This is a genomic window from Acrocarpospora pleiomorpha (assembly GCF_009687885.1).
GTDB lineage: Bacteria > Actinomycetota > Actinomycetes > Streptosporangiales > Streptosporangiaceae > Acrocarpospora > Acrocarpospora pleiomorpha.
In genome coordinates this window covers 3,821-26,464 of record NZ_BLAF01000085.1, presented here as the reverse complement: position 1 = coordinate 26,464, position 22,644 = coordinate 3,821, and the positions used below count along the sequence as shown (strand labels likewise).

Genomic DNA, 22,644 nt, shown 5'->3' with positions numbered 1-22,644 from the left:
GGAGGTCTTTATGCTGCGAGCCCACCGATCGGCAGCCGCAAGCGATCATCCTAGCCGCCCCAGAACCGTTCGGATCGCACCCGCACGGCGGCCCTGTACGCTGACGACCTCGATGGTCACCCCTATCACGCAGCACAGTGGCCATGTGCAGGACCGACCGCCTGGCGCCTTTGCAACCGACCTACTGGCTGCGTGGTATGTGGTCTCCGAAGGTTTGGCACGACCGGGACTTCGTGGGAGATTTCTCCCCTAGGTATCTGAGAGCCCAGGAGGCAACCGTGACCACACCAGGCGAGACCCCCGCTGATCTGGACGCGATGATGGTCCCGGACGACATGACCGAGGCGCAGTCGGACGCCGCGCGCTGGCGGTATGGCTTCTACGTCGTGCTCACCGGGCTGGTGGTGATTCTGGTCGGGTTCGCGGTGGCCGTCTTGCGGACCGGGGAAGCGGGGACGTTGTTCGCGGGGATGGCCGGAGTCGTGGGGACGATCATCGGGGCGTACTTCGGAGTGCAGGCGGGGCAGTCCGGCAAGGACAGGGCCGAGGCGGAGTTGCGGCGGGCCAATGATCGGGCGACCAGGATGGCCGCGTACGTCGGGCCGCAGAACATCGACCACATCATGGGGCCGGTGCGGCGGCCGGGTCGTGGGTGAGGTCGGCGGGCAGGCTATGACGACGATTTCCAGATTCTTCGGCATAGTGCGCTGATTTCACACCTCGCAGGTCGTCGGTAGAAACTGGAGCATGCACAGCGTCCGTATCGGGGTCGACACCGGCGGCACGTTCACCGACGTGGTTCTGGTGGATGAGGCTTCCGGCCAGATCGTCACGACCAAGACTCCCTCTACTCCTGCCAATCCGGCCGACGGATTTCTGGCAGGGGTCCACAAGGTTCTTAACCTGCACGGGAGCACAGAGAGTCTGGACGCCGTGTCCGCGCTGGTGCACGGCACCACGGTGGCCACCAACCAGCTGCTGGAAGACCGGCAGGACGGGACCCCCCACCTGGGCTTCGTCACGACCGAGGGTTTCGAGTTCATCCTGGAGATCGCCCGCCAGAGCGTGCCGGACGGCTACGGGAACTCCTACTTCTGGGTGAAACCGCCCCGGATCGTGCCCGTGCACCGGGTGAAGACGGTGGGCGGGCGGCTCGACCACCTGGGCGCGGAGGTGCGCCCATTCGACGAGGGCGCGGCGATCGAGGTCGCGCGCTGGTTCCGCGAGCAGGGCGTCACCGCGATCGGCGTGTGCTTCCTGCACTCCTACGCCAACCCGGAGCACGAGCGCCGCATGCGGCAGGTGCTGGCCACGGAGCATCCGGACGCGGTCGTCTCGCTCTCCAGCGACGTGCTGCGCGAATACCGCGAGTACGAGCGTTCCGTGACCACCCTGGTCGACGCCGCCGTGAAACCCATCATGCGGAAATACATCGACAACCTCTCCGACCGGCTCGGGCGGAGCTTCTCGGTGATGAAGAGCAACGGCGGCGTGCTCTCCGCCGCCGAGGTGGTGCACCAGCCGATCACCACCGTCCTGTCCGGACCCGCGGCGGGCGCGCTCGGCGCGGCCCTGATCGCGAGTACGGCAGGCCACCCCTCCGTGATCACCCTGGACGGCGGCGGCACCTCCACCGACGTGGCCGTGGTCGTGGACGGCGAACCCTCCCAGACCACCGAGGGCAGCATCGGCCGCTACCCCTGCAAGATCCCGATGATCGACATCGTGACCGTGGGAGCGGGCGGCGGCTCGATCGCGTGGATCTCCCCGGAGGGCACCCTCAAGGTCGGTCCCAAGTCCGCGGGCGCCGACCCGGGGCCGATGTGTTACGGCAAGGGCGGCACCGAGGTGACCGTCACCGACGCCCACGTGTTCCTGGGCCGGGTCCCCCCGCACCTGCTCGGCGGCGAGATCCCGCTGGACGCGGCGGCGGCCAGGGCCGGGATCGAGGGGCTCGCCGCCAAACTCGGCCTCACCCCGGAACGCTGCGCGACCGGCATCCTGGAGATCAGCGCGTTCAACCAGTCCAACGCGATCCGGCAGATCACCGTCAAGCGCGGCCTCGACGTCCGCGACTTCCCGCTGGTCGCGTTCGGCGGGTCGGGCCCGCTGCTGGCCTGCCGCCTGATCGACGTGCTCGGCCTCAAGGCCGCGATCATCCCGCCCGAGCCGGGCAACGTGTCCGCGTTCGGGCTGCTCACCGTGGACGTCAAGAACGACTACGTCCGGACCCACGTGACCAGGGATCCGTCGCTGGAGGCCATGTCCGCCATCCTCGCCGAGCTGGAGGCCCAGGCCGCCGAGGCGCTGGACCGGGAGGGCTTCACCGACCACGTGTACGCGCGCAGCGCCGACCTCCGCTACTACGGCCAGGCATACGAGGTCCGGGTGCCCGCGCCCGAAGGCCCCCTCACCCCGGCCTGGCGCGAGGCCGTCCTGGAGCGCTTCCACGAAGCCCATTTCAAGCTCTACGGGTACGGCTACCGCGACGACCCCCAGCACGCCGTCGAATGGGTGAACCTGCGGGTTTCCGGCATCGGGCCGATCACCCGGCCGATCGTGGCGCGCAGGCCGTACCAGCCGGACGAGCCCAGCCCGGTCTGCACGCGGGACGTCTTCTACGAGAACTGGGCCCGCACGGTGATCTATCGCCGGCACGAGCTCGGCGCCGGCGCGGTCGTGACCGGGCCCGCCGTCATCGAGGAGTACGGCTCGACGCTTCCGATCCATCCCGGTTTCACGGCGACCATGGACGACTACGGCAACTTGGAGGTCCGACGTGAGCTCGGCTGACCCGATCCTGATCGAGATCGTCGAAGGCACGCTGGCCTCGGTCGAGATGGAGGTCGAGACCGCCATCGCCAGGACCGCCCGCTCGCCCATGATCCGGGACGCGCACGACTTCCGGGCCGGTATCCACGACGTCAAGCTGCGCAAGCTGACCGGGCGGTCGTATTCGGCGCTGGTGCAGCCGATCGTGCGGGATTTCCCGATCGGCACCATGCGTCCCGGCGACGTGTTCTTCCACAATGACGTGTACCTGTCCGAAGGCGGCATCGGGCATCTGCCGGACCTGTGCGTGACCGTCCCGGTGTTCCACGCCGGTGAGGTGGTCGCGTTCGTGCAGGCGTTCGGCCACCACGACGACATCGGCGGGGCCTGCCCGGGCTCGATGCCGTCGGGGGCGCGCAGCGTCTTCGAGGAAGGGCTGATGGTCCCGCCGATCCGGCTCTGGGACCAGGGCATGCCCAACGACGCCGCGCTGCGGATTATGACCCGCAACTCGCGCATGCCCGACTCGCTGGCCGGGGATCTGGACGCGGAGTGCTCGGCCTGCCTGATGGGCGCCCGCCGCCTCGGCGAGCTCTTCGACCGGTACGGCCGGGACGCGGTCGACGCCTGCTTCGACGCGATCATCGGCAAGACCACCGAGACCTTCCGCCGCGAGCTGCTGGCGAAGATTCCCGAAGGCGTGCACGTGTGGGAGGACTACGCCGAGCACGACGGCGTGGACGAGCCCCGGCTGCACGCGCAGCGGATCACGCTGACCGTCGACCACGCCGCCCCCGAGCCGCTGATCATCGACTTCACCGGCACGTCGCCGCAGGCCAAGGGCCCGATCAACCACGCGGGCGACTACGCCGACGGGGTGTTCCTGAAGAAGTGGCTGGCGCCGATCCTGCGCAACCTGGCCGAGACGCCGGAACGCATGGCCGAACTCGACGTCAACGAGGGCGTGGTCCCGCTCATCAAGATGGTGTTCCCGGAGAAGGGCACCCTGCTCACGCCCATCTTCCCGGCCCCGACCAACGCCCGCACGTTCGTGATCCTGCGCCTGCTGGGCGTGCTCGCCGGGGTGCTGGCCAAGGCGACCGGCGGGCGTATGCCCGCCGACCAGGAGACGATCCGCTACACCGGTGTGTACGGCCATGACCTGGGCGGCAACGACTACCTGATGCGCGAGGTCCTCGGCGGCGGCTCCGGCGGACGCTGGTACGCCGACGGCGAGGACACCATCCACATCGTGCCGGATTCCCGGAACATCCCGGTCGAGTTCGCCGAGGCCCGCTGGCCGTTCCGGGTGGAGCGCCTCGGGCTGGCCGTGGACAGCGGCGGCCCGGGGAGGTTCCGGGGCGGTCTCGGCTACGACAAGCACATCCGGATGTTGCGGGACGCGTCCTTCATGTCCATCGCGGACCGGTCGATCCTGAGCTGCTGGGGGGTCAACGGCGGGCGGGCCGGGCGGCCGTTCGTGGTGACCGTCAACGGGGTCGAGATGGACGGGCTCGTGGACGACTTCCCGGTGCGCGAAGGGGAGATCGTCCGGGTTCGCACCACCGGCGGGGGCGGCTGGGGGTCGCCCTTCGAGCGGGAGCCGCAGCGGGTGGCGGACGACGTGCGGGACGGGAAGGTGTCCCTGGAGTGCGCCCGGCACGAGTACGGCGTGGTGCTCTCCGCCGACTTGGTGGTGGACGAGGCGGCCACGGAGGAACTTCGCGCGAGCATGCCCGTTCTGTCGGAGGCGTTCTTCGACCGCGGACCGGGTTATCCGAAGCTGTCCGGCGGCCAGCCGCACGCGGAGGTCGATCTCCGCTGATATCCGGTGACGGGGGATATTTCCGTCACCGGGTATGAGGGCAACCCTCCTGTGAGGGAGTTCTGTCATTCAATGAGTCGTCGCCGCGCTACATCTCTTCCGCATTTCTCGATCATCGTGCAACATGTGCAACATGGTGAGACGAGGGCGTTCTGAAACTATAGCGGCTATGACCTGGATAGATAGGGTCACTTGCGCATCATCTAGAACAGCCTTCTCCTCCCATTGGACTAGCACTGCTATGTATAGCGGGTTGAGCAACATTCTCCGGGAGATGTGACATGGGCGGCGTTGGCGTGAGCAGTGGCGCGCAGCAGGCCAGGGAGGCGCTCGGAGCCCGGCTTCGGGAGATCAGGGCCGGGGCGCGGGTGACCGGCCGGGAGCTCGCGGGCCGCGCCGGATGGCACTTCACCAAAGTGTCCAAGCTGGAACACGGCCGGATCATGCCCGGCGAGGACGACCTGCGCCTGTGGTGCTTCCACTGCCACGCCCTGGCTGACCTGGCCGAACTCCTGGCGATGCGCGACAACACCGAGAAGATGTACGTCGAGCTGCGCCGCCTGGAGAAGGTCGGATCCGCCGCCTTCCAGCAGGAACTACGCGACCGCGAAGCACGGACCCGCTCGATTCGCAGCTTTTCCGCCTTTCTCGTCCCAGCGGTGGCCCAAACCCGCGCCTACGCAACCATCCGATTCACCGAATTTTCCGAAATGTCAGGCATCAGGACGGACGTGGAGTCTGCGGTGGACGCCCGGATGGAGCGGACCGAACTGCTGCTGACCGGCAAATCCCTGTTCCACCTGGTCCTGTGCGAGACCGCCCTGATGGCGGCCATGGCGCCGCCGGACGTCATGCTGGAACAACTACGCCACCTGATCCACCTCTCCCGCCTGCGCACGGTCCAGCTCGGCGTCGTCCCCCTGGGTGCTCCCCACTACCCACCGCTCTGCGACTTCTGGATCCTGGACGACACCGCCGCCGAAACCGAGACGTACGCCGCCTTCATCCGCGTCACTCAGCCCGGCGAGGTCGCCATGTACGCCAAGGTCTTCGACAGCCTTGCGCGTTCGGCCGTGCACGGAGAGCAAGCGGTGGAGATCATCGAGCGCCATTCCGAGGCCCTCGTGCAACATCTGGCAACATCCTAGACGGTGATGATCCGCTTTCCTAGCGTGAAGCCATGACCCCTCACGGACTGCCGATGGAGCCGCCCGACGCGGACCTCCGCCGGCATCGACGCCCCGAGCCGCCACCTGTCACGATCGACGTGAAGGTCCCGAACGTGGCTCGCATGTATGACTATTACCTGGGCGGCAAAGACAACACCCTCGCCGACCGGGAGTGCGCGGAAGAAGTCATCCGCGAGATCCCGCAGACCCGCGACATCGCGTGGGCGAACCGGCGTTTCCTCGGCCGGGCGGTCCGGTTCCTGGCCGAGGAGCAGGGCATCGACCAGTTCATCGACATCGGCGCGGGTTTACCCACCCGGGAGAACGTGCACCAGGTCGCGCAGCGCGCCAACCCGGACGCCCGCGTGGTCTACGTGGACAACGATCCGGTGGTGCTCGTGCACGCCCGCGCGTTGCTCGCCCGCGATCCGCAGACGGTGGCAATCTCCGGCGACGCCCGCCGGCCGCTGGAGATCCTGGCCGACGCCGAACTGCGCGGCCTGCTGGACCTGTCCCGCCCGGTCGGCGTGCTGATGGTCGCGGTCCTGCATTTCGTCACCGACGCCGAGGACCCGTACGGCGCGGTGGCGTCGCTGATGTCCCACCTGGTCCCCGGCTCGTGCCTGGTCGTCTCGCACGTGGAGCGCACGAAACGCCTGGAGGCGGCCACGAGGGCCTATGCCCGGGCGAGTTCGCCCGCCGTGCTGCGCTCGGACGCCGAGGTGGCCGCGTTCTTCGAGGGCCTGACCATGATCGAGCCCGGCCTGGTCCGGCTCAAGAACTGGCGGCCCGACGATCTCGTGCTCCGCTTCGACCCGGACGTCCCGATCTTCGGCGCGGTGGGGGTGAAACCATGACCTGGATCCGCTCCAGTCACGGCCCGGCCGTCGAGCTGGCCGCGCTCGGCGACGGCTTCGCGATGCGCAACTCCGCGCAGCCGGACGGCGCCGTCCTGTGTTTCACGACAGCCGAGATCACCGCTTTCCTGCGGGGCGTGAAGGACGGTGAGTTCGACGACCTGATCGCAGACTGATAGGGGCACATCACACCTGGCAAGGCAGGAAGAGTAGGCTTTGGCCGCGCTTGTGTCTAGACCGAGAAACGCAGCTTCTGAAGTCGAATGGGCAACCGCCGCGCCGTAGGTCGTATGTCCCGGCTTGGCCGCGCCTGTGTCTGGACTGAGGAACGCAGGTCGCGGAGCGGCCGGAGAGACGAGGGAAGACACAGGCTGAAGGCGGCCAAGCCCGCCGATCCGGAGGATCGGCCATGAACACAGCCTGTTCCAGGAGTGATGATGCAGGGACCTCTCGGCGGCGTTGTCGTGCTCGACCTGTCCCGGGCGCTGGCCGGGCCGCATGCGGCCCAGATGCTCGGTGACCTCGGCGCGCACGTGATCAAAGTCGAGCACCCGTCCGGCGACGAGTCCCGCGGCTGGGGCCCGCCCTTCGTCGGCCCAGATGCCGATATTTCGACCTACTTCCTGGCGGCGAATCGGAACAAGCAGTCGATCACCATCGATATGAAGGCCAGCGAAGGCCGGGCGCTCGTGGAGCGGCTCGTGCGCCGGAGCGACGTGCTGATCGAGAACTTCCGCACGGGAGTGCTCGACCGGCTCGGTTTCGGCGTCGAACGGCTCCACGAGCTCAACCCGCGCCTGATCGTGCTGTCCATCACCGGTTTCGGCCACGACGGCCCCGAAGGCGGGCGCCCCGGCTACGACCAGATCGCCCAGGGCGAGGCGGGCCTGATGTCACTCACGGGGCCGCCCGGCGAGCCGTACCGCGTGGGAGCGTCCATCGCCGACCTGCTCGCGGGCATCCACGGCGCGTACGGCGTGGTGGCCGCACTCTACGAGCGCGAGCGCACCGGCAAGGGCACCGTGGTGCGCACCTCGCTGCTGGCCTCCGTCGTCGGCGTGCACTCCTACCACGGCACCTCCTGGACGGTCGGCGGCAAACTCCCCGCCGCCAATGGCAACCACCACGCCTCGATCGCCCCTTACGGCGCCTTCCACTGCGCGGACGGCATGCTCCAGATCGCCGTCGCGAACGACGGCCAGTGGCAGAAGGTCGCCCGCCTACTAGACATCGACCCCAACATCCCGAAATATGCGACAAATAGGGAAAGATTTGCGCATCGGGATGAGTTGATCTCCGATATGGAGAAAGCCCTGGTCTCGCGCGATCGCGCACACTGGCTGTCCGCGCTCGCCGACCTCGGTGTTCCCGCCGGAGCCATCCGCACCATCGACGAGGTCTACAGCTGGGACCAGGTCCACTCGCAGGGCCTCCTGGTCGACGTCGACCACCCCGTCCTCGGCCGCGTCACGCTCCCCGGCCCGCCGCTCCGCTTCGACGACCACCCCGCCCCGGCGCACACCCCGCCCCCCGCCCTCGGCCAGGACAACGACGCCGTGCTCACCTGGCTGGAGGCTCAGGAATCCACCTCGGGAGGTTCCGCTACGTGACAATCCGGACTCCGGACGACGATGTCCCTGGGGACCCGGCAGGGTCCTACCGTCAGATCTCGGGAAAGAACTTCGGGAGCGGGCGGGTCAATTCTGGTGAACGAGGTCAGATCGTGAACGAGGGGCGGGCGCGGCCGGACGCGCGGGCGCTGATCCGGGCGGTGCTCGACGCCGGAACCTGGGCATCCTGGGACGAGCCCCCGGCCGACACCGCGCCACCCGGCTCCGAATACGCCGAGGAACTCGCCGCAGCCCGGGCCAAGACCGGATACGACGAGTCGGTGATCACCGGGGCCGGCCTGCTCGGGGGGCGGCGGGTGGCCGTCGTCGCCTGCGAGTTCTCCTTCCTGGCCGGTTCGATCGGGGTCGCGGCGGCGGATCGGCTGGTCCGCGCCATTGAGCGGGCCACCGCCGAACGGCTGCCGCTGCTGGCGGCACCCGCCAGCGGGGGCACCCGGATGCAGGAGGGCGCGCTCGCGTTCGTCCAGATGGTCAAGATCACCGCCGCCGTGTCCGCGCACCGGGCGGCCGGGCTGCCCTATGTCGTCTACCTTCGCCACCCCACCACCGGCGGCGTCTTCGCCTCCTGGGGCTCCCTCGGCCACGTCACCGCCGCGGAACCGGGCGCGATGATCGGCTTCCTCGGCCCGCGCGTCTTCGAGTCCCTGTACGGCTACCCGTTCCCCGAAGGCGTCCAGGTCGCGGAGAACCTCTTCGCCCACGGCCTGGTCGACGCGGTCGTCTCGGCGGCGGACGCCAGGGAGGTCGCCATCCGCGCCCTGTCGGTCCTGTGCGTGCCAGAAAACCTGGATCCCGTGCCCGAACCGGCCGGATCAGACGCCGACGTCGGAGCCTGGCAGGCGATCATGACCTCCCGGCGGGACGATCGCCCGGGGGTCCGTACCCTGCTCAAACACGCCGCGACGGACGTGACGCCGCTCAACGGCACGGGAGCGGGGGAGAACGATCCCGGGCTGCTGCTGGCACTGGCCAGGTTCGGCTCCGCGCCCGCCGTCGTGCTCGGGCACGATCGGCGCAGCCAGCGGGCGCGCGGCCCGGTGGGACCGGCCGGGCTGCGGGTGGCCCGCAGGGGCATGCACCTGGCGGCCGAGCTCGGCCTGCCGCTGGTCACCGTGATCGACACCGGCGGGGCCGCACTGTCGAAGGCGGCCGAGGAGGGCGGCCTGGCCGGGGAGATCGCGCGTTCTCTCGCCGATCTGGTCATGCTGGACGCGCCGACGGTCTGCCTGCTGCTCGGCGAGGGCGCGGGCGGCGCCGCGCTGGCCCTGCTCCCGGCGGACCGGGTGCTCTGCGCCCAGCACGCCTGGCTCTCCCCGCTCCCGCCGGAGGGCGCCTCCGCGATCCTCTACCGCACGGTCGACTTCGCCCCGGAGATCGCCCAGGCCCAGGGCGTGCGCGCGATGGACCTCAAACGGGACGGCATCGTGGACCGCGTCATCCCCGAATGCCCCGACGCGGCCTACGAGCAGCAGGCGTTCTGCGAACGGGTGGCCACCGCGCTGGAATACGAGATCACCGGCCTGCTCGCGCGTGATCCCGCCGCCCGGCTCGCGGACCGCCTGGCCCGCTACCGGCGCGTCGGCTCACGGTAAGGTTCCGGGCTGGCACGGGATGGCGATCCGTTCCACCCGGATGGCGTGCACTTCCTCCCGGGGAACGACCACCTCGTACGCGCCGTGATCCACCAGCCAGTAGCCGAGGGCTTCCGCCTTCATCCCGCTGTGCCCGGTATAGGCGATGTGCAGGCCGCCGCTGTCGCCGTTCTCGTCCTCGTCCAGGATCAGGCAGGGTTCGCCCCCGAACGCCCCCACCGTCCGCAGCAGCGTCAGCTGCTCCAGGTCCTTGATGTTGACCGCCAGCCGCCAGTAGCCGCGCCCCCGCTCGAAGCCCTCCGCGGGCGTCTCGCTGAACAGCACCACGTCGTCCCCGCCGGGGCCGATGGCGGCGGGGTAGGTCTGCGCCCGGTACCGGGCGACGAACCCCAGGCCGACCGGTTCGATGTCGTTGCCGCTCATGCCGCCGGCCGCCAGGACAGCCCGTCGAAGGCCGCGAACGGCCGTTCCCCGGCCCTGGTGATGTGCACGATCTCGGCGCCCGCCGGGATCGGCATCGGCATCGTGTGGAACTGCGGCACGACATGCTCCCGTGAAGCGGTAAAGCCGTTCCCGGCGAATGGGGGTGAATCGTTCCAGTCACCACCCATGTGCGCTCCGTACGGAACGACGTAGGTGTCGATGTCGCGCGCCACCCAGCGCAAAAGATAGAGCTCAGGCACGGCGGGCGTGAGGTCGGAGCCCTCGAAGGTCAGATCGAGCGCGTCGACGAGGGCACGCGGGGAGGTCAGCCGGTCGCAGTCCTGGACGCGATACACATACCCCGAGATGATCGTCCGCTTGCCCGCCAGGTACGGCACGAGCAGACGCGGCGGGATCACCTTCTGCATCCACGTGCTGTTCCCAGGCTCACTCATGGCGTTTAGTTTACGATCCCGTGACCCCAAGTCGACGATGTTCCAGGGACGGAAGGGTCTTACGCACACTTTCCGCCCGCGCTTTGTCGATCTTTCCGGTGCGTACGCCCGCAGCCGGCCCGAGATCGTGCACGGTCACGCCGAGCGGGTCGATGAGCAGGCTGCGGCCCACCCCCCAGCCGTCCTCGTGCGGCGGCTGGCCGACCGCGATCGTCCACATCGTGTTCTCGATCGCGCGCGCCCGGGCGAGCGTCACCCAGTGTTCCTCCTTGAACGGCCCCCCAGCCCAGGCGGCGATCACCGCGAACGCCTCGGCGCCCTGGTCCACCAGGGCCCTGGCCAGTTCGGGGAAGCGCAGGTCGTAGCAGGTGATCAGCCCCACCCGCAGGCCGCCCAGCTCCGCCACCACCGGCGCGTCGCCGGGCGCGACCAGCTCGGACTCGCGGGCGCCGAAGGAGTCGAACAGGTGGATCTTCCGGTAGGCGGCGACGAGCTCGCCGTTGGCGTCGACGGCCACCGCCGTGTTGTGCACCCGCGCGCCCGCCGGTTCGAACGTGCCCGCGATCAGCGCCGTGCCCGCGTCCCTGGCGGCTTCGCGCAGCCCGTGCACGAACGGCCCGTCCAGCGGCTCGGCCCGGTCCAGGATGCCCCGGCCGAAGCGGGTCAGCGTGGCTTCGGGAAAGACCGCCAGGTCGGCGTCGGGGGCCGAGGCGAGGGCGTCACGAACCGACTCCAGGTTGTTCTTTGGGTCGTGATCGATGGAGATCTGGCACAACGTTACGCGGGTCACGTGCCTGAGTCTGCCCGTTGGGGACCAGTTCCCACCATGTCAGGCATCGCCAGATCCATTCCAGCGGGCCGTACCGGAACCGGGTCAGCCACAAGCGGGCGAACAGCCACTGCACGACCAGCGTGACCACGGTCACGGCGATGATCCCCGCCGCCGTCGCCGGGCGCACCAGCAGGATGACGACCGTGCTGCTCAGGTACGCCGTCAGCGCCAGCTTCCCCAGCGGCTCGAACACCCGGGGGCTGATCAGCATGAACCCGCTCGCGTACGCCGCCGCCCCGGCCAGGCACGCGGCCAGATAGCTCACGTCGGCCCAGGTCAGCACCACGGCGAGCACCACGCTGAGGGCGAAGAACAGCGCGTTCGGCCGGATCGCGTCGAACTCCACCGCCGCCAGGCCCAGCAGGAAGAGACCGGCGATGAGAATCCACGGATCGCCGTAGACCACCGCGCCCGTGGTGACCGCGACCCCCAGCGGCAGCTGGACCAGCTTCGGCAGGAAACTGGCCGGAACCAGCGCGACCGCGCCGAAGATCGCGTACGGCACCAGCACCTCGCCCGGGTTGACCACCCAGTGCGCCGCCCCGAACAGCGCCAGCACGGCCAGCCGCCGCCCCATGATCAGCCGATCCGGATGCGCCCGTAAGAACAGCGCGAAACTCATCCCGAACAGGAAGGAGAAGATGGGATAGAACCGGCCCTGGACGAATTGGTTCATCGCCCAGTCGATCTCGGGCGGTTTCGGCGAATGCTGCCAGGTATTCACCAGCATGATCCCGCAGATCGCGAAACCGCGGAGCGCGTCGAGCTCACGAATTCGGGTGGTCACCAGACCAGAGTAAGTTGTGATCGTGCTTGTGGGACGGATGCGGGAATTCGGAACGACGGTTTTCGCCGAGATGACGGCGCTGGCCGTGCGGACCGGTTCGATCAATCTAGGCCAGGGTTTCCCGGACGAGGACGGCCCGGCGGCCATGCTCGACCGGGCCGTCGAGGCGATCAGGGATGGGTTCAACCAATATCCGCCCGGTCCGGGCGTGTCGGAGCTCAGGCAGGCCGTCGCCGATCACCAGAAGATCCGATATGGCCTGGACTACGACCCGGACAGCGAGATCCTGGTGACCGTGGGGGCCACTGAGGCGATCACCGCCGCCGTGCTGGCGCTCTGCGAGCCCGGTAGCGAGGTGATCGTCTTCGAGCCGTACTACGACTCGTATCCGGCGGCGATCGCGATGGCGGGGGCGGCGCGCCGGGCCGTGCCGCTCCGGGTCGACGCGGGACGGTTCGCGTTCGACCCCGCGGAGCTGGCGGCCGCGGTCACCCCGAAGACGCGGGCGATCCTGGTCAACTCCCCGCACAACCCGACCGGGACGGTGTTCACCCCGGCCGAGCTGGAGGCGATCGCCGGGCTGTGCCGGGAGCACGATCTGATCGCGATCACCGACGAGGTCTACGAGCATCTGACCTTCGACGGCGTCCCGCACGTTCCGCTCGCCACGCTGCCCGGCATGCGGGAGCGCACGGTGACGGTCTCCTCGGCCGGGAAGACCTTCTCGGTGACCGGCTGGAAGACCGGCTGGATCTGCGCGCCGGCCGGGCTGATCCGGGCCGTGCAGACGGTGAAGCAGTTCCTGACCTTCACCGCGGCCGCGCCCTGGCAGCTCGCGGTGGCGTACGGGCTGCGCCACGAGCTGGAGTGGGTGGCCACGCTCAAGGACGCGCTCCAGGGCAAACGTGACCGCCTGATGGCCGGTCTGGCCGCCGCCGGATTCGAGGTGCTCCGTCCGTCGGGCACCTACTTCGTGCAGACCGACATCCGGCCGCTCGGCTTCACCGACGGCCTCGACCTGGCCCGCCGCCTCCCCGAACTGGCGGGCGTCGTCGCCATCCCGACCCAGGTCTTCTACGACGAACCAGGCACCGGACGGCAGTACGTGCGATTCGCCTTCTGCAAGAAGGACGCGGTCATCGACGAGGCCATCGCCAGGCTTGGGAGGCTCGCTTAACCGAGCTTCTTGCCGACCGCGCCGTAGCCGCCGCGGACTCCGTCCGCCGGGATCGGCTCGTCCGGGCGCCACTCCGGCGTCCAGACCAGGCCGGGCTCGACCAGCTCGAAGCCCTCGAAGAAGCGGCCGATCTCCTCGGCGGTGCGGTTGGTCATCAGCAGCGGGCCGGTGTTGTAGTTCTTGGCCAGCGTGCCCATCAGCTCCGGCTCGAAGTCGGCGGTCAGGTGGGTGATGGCCAGGTAGCTGCCGGGGCAGGTGGCGTCGGTGAACTGCTTGACCGCGCCCCAGGGGTCGTCCTCGTCCTTGATGTGCATCAGCGTCCCGATGATGATGATCCCCACCGGCCTGGAGAAGTCGAGGACCTTGGTCACGTCGGGGTGGTCGAGGATCGTCCGCGGTTCGCGCAGGTCCGCCTCGATGTAGGTGGTCATGCCCTCCGGGGTGCTGGTCAGCAGCGCCCGCGCGTGGACCATCACGATGGTGTCGTTGTCCACGTACGCCACCCGGGCGGCGGGATTGACCGACTGGGCGACCTCATGGGTGTTCCCGGCCGTGGGGATGCCGGTGCCGATGTCCAGGAACTGGTCGATGCCCTGCTCGGCCAGGAACCGCACGGACCGCCCGAGGAAGGCCCGGTTCTCTCTGGCCCCCCGCACCACGCCGGGAGTGGCGGCGATGACGGCCTCGGCCAGCTGGCGGTCGGCGGCGTAGTTGTCCTTGCCCCCGAGCCAGTAGTCGTACACCCGGGCCGGATGCGGCACCGACGTGTCGATCTTCGGAGCGGACATACGCGGAGCCCCCGAATCTGCGGTGATATTGCCGAGATCCTAGCCAACGACCATGGGCGTGGGAGCGCTTCCACCCCCGAAAAACACGGATAATTCGCGATTTGCGATGAAGCCGCGATGTAAGCATGGTGAAAGCACGAGGGGGCAACGTGGGTGGCATGAAGATATCCGAACGTTTTCGGGGACCCGACGGCATGGCCAACGGCGGGTGGGTCTCCGGCCTGGCGGCGAGCTACCTGCCGCCCGGCCGCAGCGTCGAGGTGACCCTGCGCGCGCCCACACCCCTGGACGCCGACATTCGCATTGAGAAGAGCCCTTCCCTGGTACGGCTGTTCGACGGCGACACCCTGCTGGTGGAGGCCCGTCCGGTGCCGGACGCCCCCGCGCCGCCGCCTCTCATTGAACCTGGCCGGATCTGCGGCACCTTCGCAGGCGCCGTCGAGCACCCGTTTCCCGGCTGTTTCGTGTGCGGCCACCGCGAGCCCGGCGACGGCATGCGCATCCATCCGGCGCCCACCGGCCGCCCCGGCGAGGTCGCCGTGATCTGGCACGTGCACCCCGCCCTGGCCGACTGGTCGGCGACCCTGCCGCTGAGCCACGTGTGGGGCGCCCTGGACTGCCCGACCGGCTGGGCCCACCTCACCTCCGGCGGCGTCGCCCTGCTCGGCCGCCTCACCGGACGGGTGTACGGCTCGATCTTCCCCGACTCCACCTACGTCATCGTGGCCAGGACCGAAGGCCGGGAACGCCGGAAGCTGTACGCCGCCGCGGGGATCTACGAACCCTCCGGACGGCTGATCGCCGCCAGCCGCGCTACCTGGATCGAAATGCCCAATTGAAGTCCGCATCAATCGTGACAAGGATCACATTTCACTTCCGGTAGGAGCTCTGACGAGGTGGGATGCTGAGAATGTGATCCGCGCCTACACCTCAACAGACAGCGACCCCTTCGAACGTGGCCACGAGTTCGGCCAGGTCCACGCCGTACAGGTAGCCCACACCGTGGACGTCTACCGGGACATGTTCTCCCACCACGGCGGCACCCGGATCGACCTCGTGGACCTTGGCACTCAGGCACTGAAGGCGATCGCGGCGTGGGCGCCCGACCTGGCCGACGAGATCACCGGCATCGCGGAGGGGGCGCGCCTCCCGGTCACCGACATCGCGGCCATCAACGCGCGGACCGAGATCCTGGCCATGCTCGACGGCCGGCCGCGCAGCGAGTGTTCCGCCGTCGTGCTGCTGGGCGACGATCCGGACAGCCCGCCGGTGGCCGTACAGACCTGGGACTGGACCAGGGACATGGCCGAGGGCTGGCTGGTCTGGACGATCGAGCACGAGAACCGGACCGTGCACACGCTCACCGAATACGGCGTGGTCGGCAAGATCGGCGTCAACTCGCTCGGGCTCGGGCTGCTGTTCACCCGGCTGCACCACGAGGACGACGGCCAGGAGGGCATCGGGCTGCCCGTGCACGTGGCCGCCCGGCGGGTGCTCGACGAGTGCGACAGCGTCACCTCGGCCGCGTACCTGCTGGCCAGCGCGGACGTGTCGGCCTCCTCTTCGTTGAACCTCGTGTCGTACGGCGCGGAGGGCAAGGCCGCGATCACCGCCGAGCTGCACCCGGGCGGGCCCGGCTGGAGCACGCCGGAGGACGACGGCATGCTCGTGCACACCAACCACTTCCTAGACCCGAGAGTGGTCCCCTACGACCCTTTTCCGAGCAAGCATCCCGGCACCTTGATCCGGCGCGACCTGCTCAGGCGCGGCCTGCGCCGGCAGACCGCCCGGCCGTCCGCGGACCAGGTCAAGGAGGTCATGTCCCGGCACGCCGGGGGCGTCTGCCACCACCGGGCGCCCGGGGCCGACGACGATCACATCACGCTGGCCACCGTCGAGCTCGACCTGCCCAACGGCGAGCTGCTGGCCATGGAGGGCGGGCCCTGCGGGGACCTCACTTGGTGAATCTTGCCGAGGGAAATGCCGGTGGTGGGCGAGAGTCGCCCATGCGGGCAGGTGGGGGCGCGGCTAGTTTCGCCATGTGGATGGACGTGTACTGATCGCCCTCGGCGGGAACGCGATGACCGCGCCGGACGGCAGCGCCGCGCCGGCCGACCAGCTGCGGGCGATCGAGCTCGCGATGGGGCACGTAGCCACGCTCATCAGGGCCGGGCACGAAGTGGTGCTCACCCACGGCAACGGGCCGCAGGTGGGCAACATCCTGCTGAAGAACCAGCTGACCTCCCACGTCGTGCCGCCGGTGCCGCTGGACTGGTGCGGGGCGCAGACCCAGGCCACCATCGGCACGATGATCATGAACTCGCTCGACCCGCTTCCGGCCGCCGTGGTGGTCACCCGGACCCTCGTGGACCCGGACGATCCCGCGTTCGCCGATCCGGTCAAGCCGATCGGGCAGTACTTCTCAAAGGACGAGGCGCGGCGGTTCGAGCAGTTGGGGCAGACCTGGCGCAAGTTCGAGCGCGGCTGGCGGCGGGTGGTCGCCTCGCCTCGGCCCATCGAGATCCTGGACGCGGGCACCGCGGTCGCGCTGATGGCGGCGGGATACACGATCGTCGCCGCCGGGGGCGGGGGAGTGCCAGTGGCTCGGGGTCCCGACGGGCGGCTGGCCGGGGTCGAGGCGGTCATCGACAAGGATCACGCGGCGGCGGTGCTGGCCCGGGCCGTACGGGCCGGGGTGCTGGTGATCGCCACCGACGTGCCGAACGCCATCCTCGGGTACGGCACCGCCGAACCGCGGCCGATCGGGATGGTCTCGGTGGCGGAACTCCGGGAGCACCAGGCGGCCGGGCACTTCGCCAGCGGCAGCATGGGCCCCAAAGTAGAAGCGGCGCTGCGTTTCGTCGAAGACGGGGGGCAGCGAGCGGTCATCACCTCGCTAGACCACATCAGTGACGCTTTGTCAGGAAATATTGGGACAACGGTAACGGAGAGTTAGATGCCGGATCCTATTGAGGTACGCAAGGTCGCCATCGAGAGTGTCACCGACGCGTCGGGGCTCGCGAAGCTGATCGACGACGGGGTGATCGAGGCGGGCCGCGTGCTCGCGGTGATCGGCAAGACCGAGGGCAACGGCGGGGTGAACGACTACACCCGGATCATCGCCGACCGGGCGTTCCGCGAGGTGCTCGGCGCGAAGGGGCATCCGGCGCCGGAGAGCGTGCCGCTGGTGTGGTCCGGGGGGACCGACGGGGTGCTCAGCCCGCACGCCACGATCTTCGCGACGGTTGATCCGGCGCAGGCCGTACCGAGCGATGAGCCGCGGGTGAGTGTGGGCATCGCGATGAGCGAGGTCATCCTGCCCGAGGACATCGGGCGGCCGGCGATGGTGGAGAAGGTCGCGGCCGGGGTGCGGGAGGCCATGAAGATCGCGGGCATCGACGACCCGGCCGACGTGCACTACGTGCAGACCAAGACGCCGCTGCTCACCCTGTCCACGATCAACGACGCGAAGTCCCGCGGGCACGAGGTCGTCACCGAGGAGACGGGCCTGTCCATGGACATCTCCAACTCCACCACCGCGCTCGGCATCGCCGTCGCGCTCGGCGAGATCGAGATGCCGGCCGCCGAGCAGATCCACAAGGACCTCTCCCTCTACTCCTCGGTCGCGTCCTGCTCCAGCGGCGTCGAACTCGACCGGGCGCAGATCGTCGTGGTGGGCAACGTGCGCGGCATCGGCGGACGCTACCGCGCCGGCCACTCGGTGATGAAGGACGCCCTCGACGCCGACGGCATCTGGGCCGCCATCCGCGACAGCGGCATCGACCTCCCCGACCGCCCGCACTCCAGCGACCTCGGCGGACGCCTGGTCAACCTGTTCATGAAGTGCGAGGCCGACCCCACCGGCAGCGTCCGCGGCCGCCGCAACATCATGCTCGACGACTCCGACGTGCACTGGCACCGCCAGATCAAAGCCACCGTCGGCGGCGTCGCCGCCAGCGTCACCGGCGACCCGGCCGTCTTCGTCAGCGTCGCCGCCGTCCACCAGGGCCCCAGCGGCGGCGGCCCCGTCATCGCCATCGCCGACCTCGGCTAACCACCACCACCTGGCCACCGAGCCCGCCGGTGGCCAGGCCTGATGGCCGGGGGATCGCGGCTACGGCCTGGCTTGCGGTCTTGGGCGGGTGGCCTGGTCAGGCAGGTAGGCTCCCGAACCGTGCCCAGCATTCCGAACCCGCTCGTCCCTGACGACGACGGCAGCCCCGACTCCGCCGTCGCCGCGGCTCTCTCCGCCTTCCAATCAGGTACGGTCACCCCGGCCGACGTCCTGACGGCACTCAGCACGGCCCGCCTGCTGGTCCCCGTCGTCGCGCTCCTCACCGAGTCCGAGGTCGGCGCCCACGGCCTGCGCCAGGAGAAGCAGAGCGAGATGGCCCTCCCCAAACTCATCGGCCAAGACGGCCGCGAGGCGGTCCTCGCCTTCACCAGCGCCACGGCCCTCCATCTCTGGCGCCCCGACGCCCGCCCCATCCAGGCCCTCACCCCCCAGGTCTGCCAGGCCGCCCTCCACGAGAACGCGGCCGCCGTCGTCATCGACATCGCCGGGCCTATCCCTTTCACCATCGAAGGCCCGATGCTCCCTGCTCTAACTGCAATCGCCGATCCGTCTGCACTCGTTCACCTGTCTGCACTCGTATCAGACGTTACTATGGTCACCATGGAACAGCGACGCCCCAAGTGGTCACCAAGGTGGCTGCGAAGGACGTCGGGCTAGCATTCGTCCCTAGCGGGGAAGGACAGAAGTCGTGGAAGACCTCATCGGGAGTACTTTGACGAGCCACGAGCGACGCCTGACGAACATGGAGGCGCGAGAACTGCGGATGCTTGACAGCATCGGCGGCATCAGGTCCCTCGTTCAGGATCAGACAGAACAGATGCGAGAGCTCACCCAGGCCGTCAACTCGAACTTGCTGGAGCTCACCCGGGCCCTCGGTGGCCTTTCGCGCGAGATGGCCGAGGTTAAGGGGTCGGTCGTCACGCTCTCCCGCGATATGGGCGAATTCCGGGCCGAGACCAACGCTCGCTTCGAGGCTCTAGAGCACGGGCAGGCCGAGCTCAGGGAGGGGCAGGCGGAGCTCAGGGCTGACGTGACGGAGCTTAAGGACGGGCAGGCCGAGCTCAGGGAGGGGCAGGCGGAGCTCAGGGAGACGCTCGGCGAGGTGCAGAAGGAGGTCGCGGGCTTCAGGATGTGGCGCGAAGAGGTCCACCCCAAGTTCTCCAAGCTTTTCGCCAAGTCGGAAGGGGTCACGCTCAAGGACGCTGAGCCGACCCTGACGTGACGCTGTGATGGAGGAACCGCTCTCGGTCGGGTGGCCGGGGGCGGTTTCTTGTTGGTGCACTTTGGGCTTTGGGGGTGGTGAGGGCGGGTGGCGGGTTAACGTCGCCGGGTGTCGTGGGTTGTGGTCGCGGGGTTGGTGGCGGTGGGGGTGGTCGCGGGGAGTTATGCGCGGGCGCTGGCCGAGGGGTTCGAGCTTGATGCGGAGGACGTACGGGGGGAGGCGCGGGAGGCGTTTCTGGGGGCCTTGCGGGGATGGCCGGTGCCTCGGGCGCCGTATCTGGTGGAGGCTGGGACGGGGGTGGTTTTTGGGGTCTTGGGGTGGCGGTTCGGGGGGAGCCCGCTGTTGTTCGCGATGGTCTATACGGCCTTCGTGGGGGTTGTGCTCGCGGTCGTGGATTGGCGGACTTGGCGGTTGCCGGATGCGGTGACCTTGCCGTCGTACCTGATTGTGATCGGGCTTTTGGCGCCTAGCGGGCAGGTGGTTGTCGGGTTGGCCTGCGGGCTGGCTTTGGGTGCGGTTTATCTAATTTTGTGGTTAGGGCGGCCCACGGGGATCGGGCTGGGAGATGTGAAGCTGGCGGGGGTGCTGGGGATCGTGACGGGGGCGGTGAGCGTCAATGCGGCGATCATCGCGGGGGTGGGGGCGCACCTGCTGGGGGCCTTGTACGCGATCGGGCTTCTCCTGATGAAGAAGGGCGATCGGAAGAGTGAGTTTCCGTTCGGGCCTTTCATGATCTTTGCGGCCTTCGTGGCCGTGGTTGTCGAGGCGTAGTGAAGATTCGACTGTCTTGACTGATGAGCCGTATGGCGGTCGCAGTCTGAGGCGCATGGAAGACTTGGTGTCATGCTGCGCTGGTTGACCGCCGGGGAGTCCCATGGCCCCGAACTCGTCGCGATTCTCGAAGGGCTACCTGCTGGAGTCGAGGTGACCACGGCTGAACTCGCCGAGGCTCTTCGCCGCCGGCGGCTCGGCTATGGGCGCGGAGCCCGGATGAAATTCGAGCAGGACGAGGTCTCCGTCGTCGGCGGAGTCCGGCACGGCCGCACGCTCGGCTCGCCCGTCGCCATCCGGATCGGCAACACCGAATGGCCGAAATGGGAGACCGTAATGGCGGCCGACCCGGTCGACCCGGCCTTGCTGGAGGGCGTCGCCCGCAACGCGCCACGTTCTCGCCCGCGCCCGGGCCATGCCGATCTGGCCGGGATGCAGAAGTATGGCTTCGACGACGCCCGCCCGGTGCTCGACCGGGCCAGCGCCCGCGAGACCGCGGCCAGGGTCGCGCTCGGGCAGGTCGCCAAGAACTTCCTCAAGCAGGCGCTCGGCGTGGAGATCATCAGCCACGTGCTGTCCATCGGCGCCGCCGCCAGCCCGTCGACGGACCTGCCCAGCCCCGCCGACCTGGCCGCGATCGATGAGAACCCGGTCCGGTGCTTCGACCCGGACGGCAGCGCCGCCATGATCGCGGAGATCGACAAGGCCCACAAGGACGGCGACACCCTCGGCGGCGTCGTCGAAGTCGTCGCGTACGGGTTGCCGCCCGGCCTGGGCAGCTACACGCACTGGGATCGCCGCCTCGACTCGCGCCTGGCGGGTGCGCTCATGGGCATCCAGGCGATCAAGGGTGTCGCGCTCGGCGACGGTTTCGAGACCGCTCGCCGGCCCGGATCCCGGGCCCACGATGAGATCGAGAACACCCCCTCGGGCGTGCGGCGGATCACCAATCGCGCCGGTGGGGTCGAAGGCGGCATGACCAACGGCGAACCGCTGCGGGTCAGTGCCGCGATGAAGCCCATCTCCACGGTGCCGCGCGCGCTGGCCACGATCGACGTGCTGACCGGCGAGGCCGCCAAGGCCCATCACGAACGTTCCGACGTGTGCGCCGTCCCCGCCGCGGCCATCGTCGCCGAGGCGATGGTCGCCCTGGTCGTCGCTGACGCGGCCATCGAGAAGTTCGGCGGCGACTCGGTCGAGGAGGTTGCCCGCAACCTGTCCGGCTACCTCTCCTCGATGGTCATCAAGTAAGGTAAATGATCATGAATTCGGTTCGGCGGGCCCCCGTGGCCGTTCTCATCGGCCCTCCCGGCTCCGGCAAGTCCACCATCGGAAGCCTCCTCGCCGAGCGGCTCGGCGTCCCCTTCCGCGACACCGACACCGACGTCGAGGGCACCGCCGGGAAGCCCATCGGCGACATCTTCGTCGAGGACGGCGAAGCCCACTTCCGCGAACTGGAAGCCGCCGCCGTCCGCACGGCTCTCGACGATCACGACGGCATCCTCTCCGTCGGCGGCGGCGCCATCCTCAACCCCGCCACCCAGGCCCTCCTCGCCACCCACACCGTCATCTACCTCCAGGTGGCCCTGGACCAGGCGGTCAAACGCGTCGGCCTCGCCTCGGCCCGCCCCCTCCTGGTCCTCAACCCCCGCAGCCAACTCCGCAAACTCATGGAGGAACGCCGCCCCCTCTACGAACAACTCGCCACCCTCACTTTCCCCACCGACGACCGCGACCCCGAAGACCTCACCACCGAAATCGCCACCGCCCTCACCACCCTCCACCCCGAATCACCAGAGAATCCGGAATAACCTCCCGCGGTGCCGGTACTGAAGGCGCGGCCGAGCGCACCGTGGTTCCCCTCGCCCGATCCCGCTTCCGCAGCGGTGGAGGGGCGGGTGCGACCTCGCGGACGTTCGCCCACCAGGCCCTGTTTCCGGGTGGGTGGGAGATCCACCGGTTCAGCGGAGTGGGCGGGGATGGGCGGAGCCTGGATAGGGCGAAAGGGTGAGTGGGTGGGAGAACCCGGGTTGGTGGCTGCTTCGTTTGGGTGACGAGGGTGCTGGCGGGGGCGGGCGGAGCCCGAGGGGAAATAACGGGCTGGGTGGGTGGGAGATTCACCGGACCTTCGAACGCGTTTCAGCAGAGCGGGCGGGGACGGACGTTGGTGCGAGTTCATGCGTGGGGCTTGGTGATGAAGCGGGTGATGTGATGGTAGGAATCCTTTGGAGGGCGGGGTCGTCTGGCGGGTGCTGCGGCGGTGGGAGC

Annotated in this window: 23 protein-coding genes; 18 read left to right on the top strand and 5 right to left on the bottom strand. The window is 69.1% G+C overall.

Going from position 1 to position 22,644, the window contains the following annotated elements; all coding sequences use genetic code 11:
* Positions 1 to 278 precede the first annotated feature (278 nt).
* From Aple_RS45945 to Aple_RS45910, 8 genes are all read left to right on the top strand, one after another.
* Entirely contained in the window at positions 279 to 656 is a 378-nt protein-coding gene (locus Aple_RS45945; protein ID WP_246265356.1) for a hypothetical protein, read from the top strand.
* Positions 657 to 747: 91 nt separating this feature from the next.
* Positions 748 to 2,793 carry a hydantoinase/oxoprolinase family protein gene (locus Aple_RS45940; RefSeq protein ID WP_155351103.1) on the top strand — a complete coding sequence of 682 codons (2,046 nt, stop codon included), beginning with the start codon at positions 748 to 750 and terminating at the stop codon, positions 2,791 to 2,793.
* Positions 2,780 to 4,597, top strand: a complete 1,818-nt coding sequence (locus tag Aple_RS45935; RefSeq protein WP_155351102.1) for a hydantoinase B/oxoprolinase family protein — start codon at positions 2,780 to 2,782, stop codon at positions 4,595 to 4,597. The genes Aple_RS45940 and Aple_RS45935 overlap by 14 nt, the downstream gene beginning before the upstream one ends.
* 281 nt (positions 4,598 to 4,878) lie before the next feature.
* The gene (locus Aple_RS45930; protein ID WP_155351101.1) at positions 4,879 to 5,745 is read left to right on the top strand and encodes a helix-turn-helix domain-containing protein; all 867 of its coding nucleotides are present in this window, start codon (positions 4,879 to 4,881) and stop codon (positions 5,743 to 5,745) included.
* A 32-nt stretch (positions 5,746 to 5,777) separates the two neighbouring features.
* Positions 5,778 to 6,623, top strand: coding sequence for an SAM-dependent methyltransferase (locus Aple_RS45925; protein WP_246265353.1), 846 nt, complete (start codon positions 5,778 to 5,780; stop codon positions 6,621 to 6,623).
* Positions 6,620 to 6,799 carry a DUF397 domain-containing protein gene (locus Aple_RS45920; RefSeq protein WP_155351100.1) on the top strand — a complete coding sequence of 60 codons (180 nt, stop codon included), beginning with the start codon at positions 6,620 to 6,622 and terminating at the stop codon, positions 6,797 to 6,799. The genes Aple_RS45925 and Aple_RS45920 overlap by 4 nt, the downstream gene beginning before the upstream one ends.
* 261 nt (positions 6,800 to 7,060) lie before the next feature.
* On the top strand, positions 7,061 to 8,233 hold the full coding sequence (locus Aple_RS45915; RefSeq protein ID WP_155351117.1) for a CaiB/BaiF CoA transferase family protein: 1,173 nt from the start codon (positions 7,061 to 7,063) through the stop codon (positions 8,231 to 8,233).
* Between the two features lie 113 nt (positions 8,234 to 8,346).
* Positions 8,347 to 9,846, top strand: coding sequence for a carboxyl transferase domain-containing protein (locus Aple_RS45910; protein WP_218038860.1), 1,500 nt, complete (start codon positions 8,347 to 8,349; stop codon positions 9,844 to 9,846).
* Here Aple_RS45910 and Aple_RS45905 read toward each other — a convergent pair.
* From Aple_RS45905 to Aple_RS45890, 4 genes are read right to left on the bottom strand one after another with little or no spacing between them, the layout of a single operon-like run.
* Positions 9,838 to 10,269 (bottom strand): hypothetical protein, encoded by a 432-nt coding sequence (locus Aple_RS45905; protein ID WP_155351099.1) that lies wholly within the window; start codon positions 10,267 to 10,269, stop codon positions 9,838 to 9,840. The genes Aple_RS45910 and Aple_RS45905 overlap by 9 nt on opposite strands.
* A complete protein-coding gene (locus Aple_RS45900) occupies positions 10,266 to 10,724 on the bottom strand; it encodes a hypothetical protein (RefSeq protein ID WP_246265350.1) in 459 nt (152 codons plus the stop codon). The genes Aple_RS45905 and Aple_RS45900 overlap by 4 nt, the downstream gene beginning before the upstream one ends.
* A 10-nt stretch (positions 10,725 to 10,734) precedes the next feature.
* Complete coding sequence (locus Aple_RS45895; protein ID WP_155351098.1) at positions 10,735 to 11,514, bottom strand: carbon-nitrogen hydrolase family protein; 780 nt, start codon at positions 11,512 to 11,514, stop codon at positions 10,735 to 10,737.
* Positions 11,444 to 12,343: a DUF418 domain-containing protein gene (locus Aple_RS45890; protein ID WP_246265346.1), complete on the bottom strand. Its 900-nt coding sequence runs from the start codon at positions 12,341 to 12,343 to the stop codon at positions 11,444 to 11,446. Before Aple_RS45890 ends, Aple_RS45895 begins: the two co-directional genes overlap by 71 nt.
* A gap of 37 nt (positions 12,344 to 12,380) precedes the next feature.
* On the opposite strand from Aple_RS45890, the gene Aple_RS45885 reads away from it, so the two are divergent.
* On the top strand, positions 12,381 to 13,520 hold the full coding sequence (locus tag Aple_RS45885) for a pyridoxal phosphate-dependent aminotransferase (protein WP_155351097.1): 1,140 nt from the start codon (positions 12,381 to 12,383) through the stop codon (positions 13,518 to 13,520).
* Here the strand turns inward: Aple_RS45885 and Aple_RS45880 are convergent.
* Positions 13,517 to 14,308: an SAM-dependent methyltransferase gene (locus Aple_RS45880; protein WP_155351096.1), complete on the bottom strand. Its 792-nt coding sequence runs from the start codon at positions 14,306 to 14,308 to the stop codon at positions 13,517 to 13,519. The two genes, Aple_RS45885 and Aple_RS45880, sit on opposite strands and share 4 nt — an antisense overlap.
* A 158-nt stretch (positions 14,309 to 14,466) precedes the next feature.
* Between Aple_RS45880 and Aple_RS45875 the strand changes: the two genes are divergently transcribed.
* The 9 genes from Aple_RS45875 (at position 14,467) to Aple_RS45835 (ending at position 22,187) form a co-directional block, all read left to right on the top strand.
* On the top strand, positions 14,467 to 15,147 hold the full coding sequence (locus Aple_RS45875) for a hypothetical protein (protein WP_155351095.1): 681 nt from the start codon (positions 14,467 to 14,469) through the stop codon (positions 15,145 to 15,147).
* 73 nt (positions 15,148 to 15,220) lie between these two features.
* A complete protein-coding gene (locus tag Aple_RS45870; protein ID WP_155351094.1) occupies positions 15,221 to 16,273 on the top strand; it encodes a C45 family autoproteolytic acyltransferase/hydrolase in 1,053 nt (350 codons plus the stop codon).
* A gap of 76 nt (positions 16,274 to 16,349) precedes the next feature.
* Entirely contained in the window at positions 16,350 to 17,264 is a 915-nt protein-coding gene (locus Aple_RS45865; RefSeq protein ID WP_246265345.1) for a carbamate kinase, read from the top strand.
* Positions 17,265 to 18,362 carry a barbiturase gene (gene bar, locus Aple_RS45860; protein ID WP_155351093.1) on the top strand — a complete coding sequence of 366 codons (1,098 nt, stop codon included), beginning with the start codon at positions 17,265 to 17,267 and terminating at the stop codon, positions 18,360 to 18,362.
* Positions 18,363 to 18,482: 120 nt separating this feature from the next.
* Complete coding sequence (locus Aple_RS45855) at positions 18,483 to 19,040, top strand: SseB family protein (RefSeq protein WP_155351092.1); 558 nt, start codon at positions 18,483 to 18,485, stop codon at positions 19,038 to 19,040.
* A 31-nt stretch (positions 19,041 to 19,071) separates the two neighbouring features.
* Positions 19,072 to 19,605, top strand: coding sequence for a hypothetical protein (locus Aple_RS45850; RefSeq protein ID WP_155351091.1), 534 nt, complete (start codon positions 19,072 to 19,074; stop codon positions 19,603 to 19,605).
* A 108-nt stretch (positions 19,606 to 19,713) separates the two neighbouring features.
* On the top strand, positions 19,714 to 20,376 hold the full coding sequence (locus Aple_RS45845) for a prepilin peptidase (RefSeq protein ID WP_155351090.1): 663 nt from the start codon (positions 19,714 to 19,716) through the stop codon (positions 20,374 to 20,376).
* 72 nt (positions 20,377 to 20,448) lie between these two features.
* Positions 20,449 to 21,627: a chorismate synthase gene (gene aroC / locus Aple_RS45840; protein ID WP_174889967.1), complete on the top strand. Its 1,179-nt coding sequence runs from the start codon at positions 20,449 to 20,451 to the stop codon at positions 21,625 to 21,627.
* An 11-nt stretch (positions 21,628 to 21,638) separates the two neighbouring features.
* Positions 21,639 to 22,187, top strand: a complete 549-nt coding sequence (locus tag Aple_RS45835; RefSeq protein WP_155351089.1) for a shikimate kinase — start codon at positions 21,639 to 21,641, stop codon at positions 22,185 to 22,187.
* The last annotated feature ends 457 nt before the right edge of the window (positions 22,188 to 22,644 follow it).

Coding starts and splice junctions, on each gene's coding strand:
- Aple_RS45940 (WP_155351103.1), top strand. CDS start 748: ATGCACAGCGTCCGTATCGGGGTCGACACCGGCGGCACGTTCACCGAC.
- Aple_RS45930 (WP_155351101.1), top strand. CDS start 4,879: ATGGGCGGCGTTGGCGTGAGCAGTGGCGCGCAGCAGGCCAGGGAGGCG.
- Aple_RS45925 (WP_246265353.1), top strand. CDS start 5,778: ATGACCCCTCACGGACTGCCGATGGAGCCGCCCGACGCGGACCTCCGC.
- Aple_RS45920 (WP_155351100.1), top strand. CDS start 6,620: ATGACCTGGATCCGCTCCAGTCACGGCCCGGCCGTCGAGCTGGCCGCG.
- Aple_RS45915 (WP_155351117.1), top strand. CDS start 7,061: ATGCAGGGACCTCTCGGCGGCGTTGTCGTGCTCGACCTGTCCCGGGCG.
- Aple_RS45905 (WP_155351099.1), bottom strand. CDS start 10,269: ATGAGCGGCAACGACATCGAACCGGTCGGCCTGGGGTTCGTCGCCCGG.
- Aple_RS45900 (WP_246265350.1), bottom strand. CDS start 10,724: ATGAGTGAGCCTGGGAACAGCACGTGGATGCAGAAGGTGATCCCGCCG.
- Aple_RS45885 (WP_155351097.1), top strand. CDS start 12,381: ATGCGGGAATTCGGAACGACGGTTTTCGCCGAGATGACGGCGCTGGCC.
- Aple_RS45880 (WP_155351096.1), bottom strand. CDS start 14,308: ATGTCCGCTCCGAAGATCGACACGTCGGTGCCGCATCCGGCCCGGGTG.
- Aple_RS45875 (WP_155351095.1), top strand. CDS start 14,467: ATGAAGATATCCGAACGTTTTCGGGGACCCGACGGCATGGCCAACGGC.
- bar (WP_155351093.1), top strand. CDS start 17,265: ATGCCGGATCCTATTGAGGTACGCAAGGTCGCCATCGAGAGTGTCACC.
- aroC (WP_174889967.1), top strand. CDS start 20,449: ATGCTGCGCTGGTTGACCGCCGGGGAGTCCCATGGCCCCGAACTCGTC.
- Aple_RS45835 (WP_155351089.1), top strand. CDS start 21,639: ATGAATTCGGTTCGGCGGGCCCCCGTGGCCGTTCTCATCGGCCCTCCC.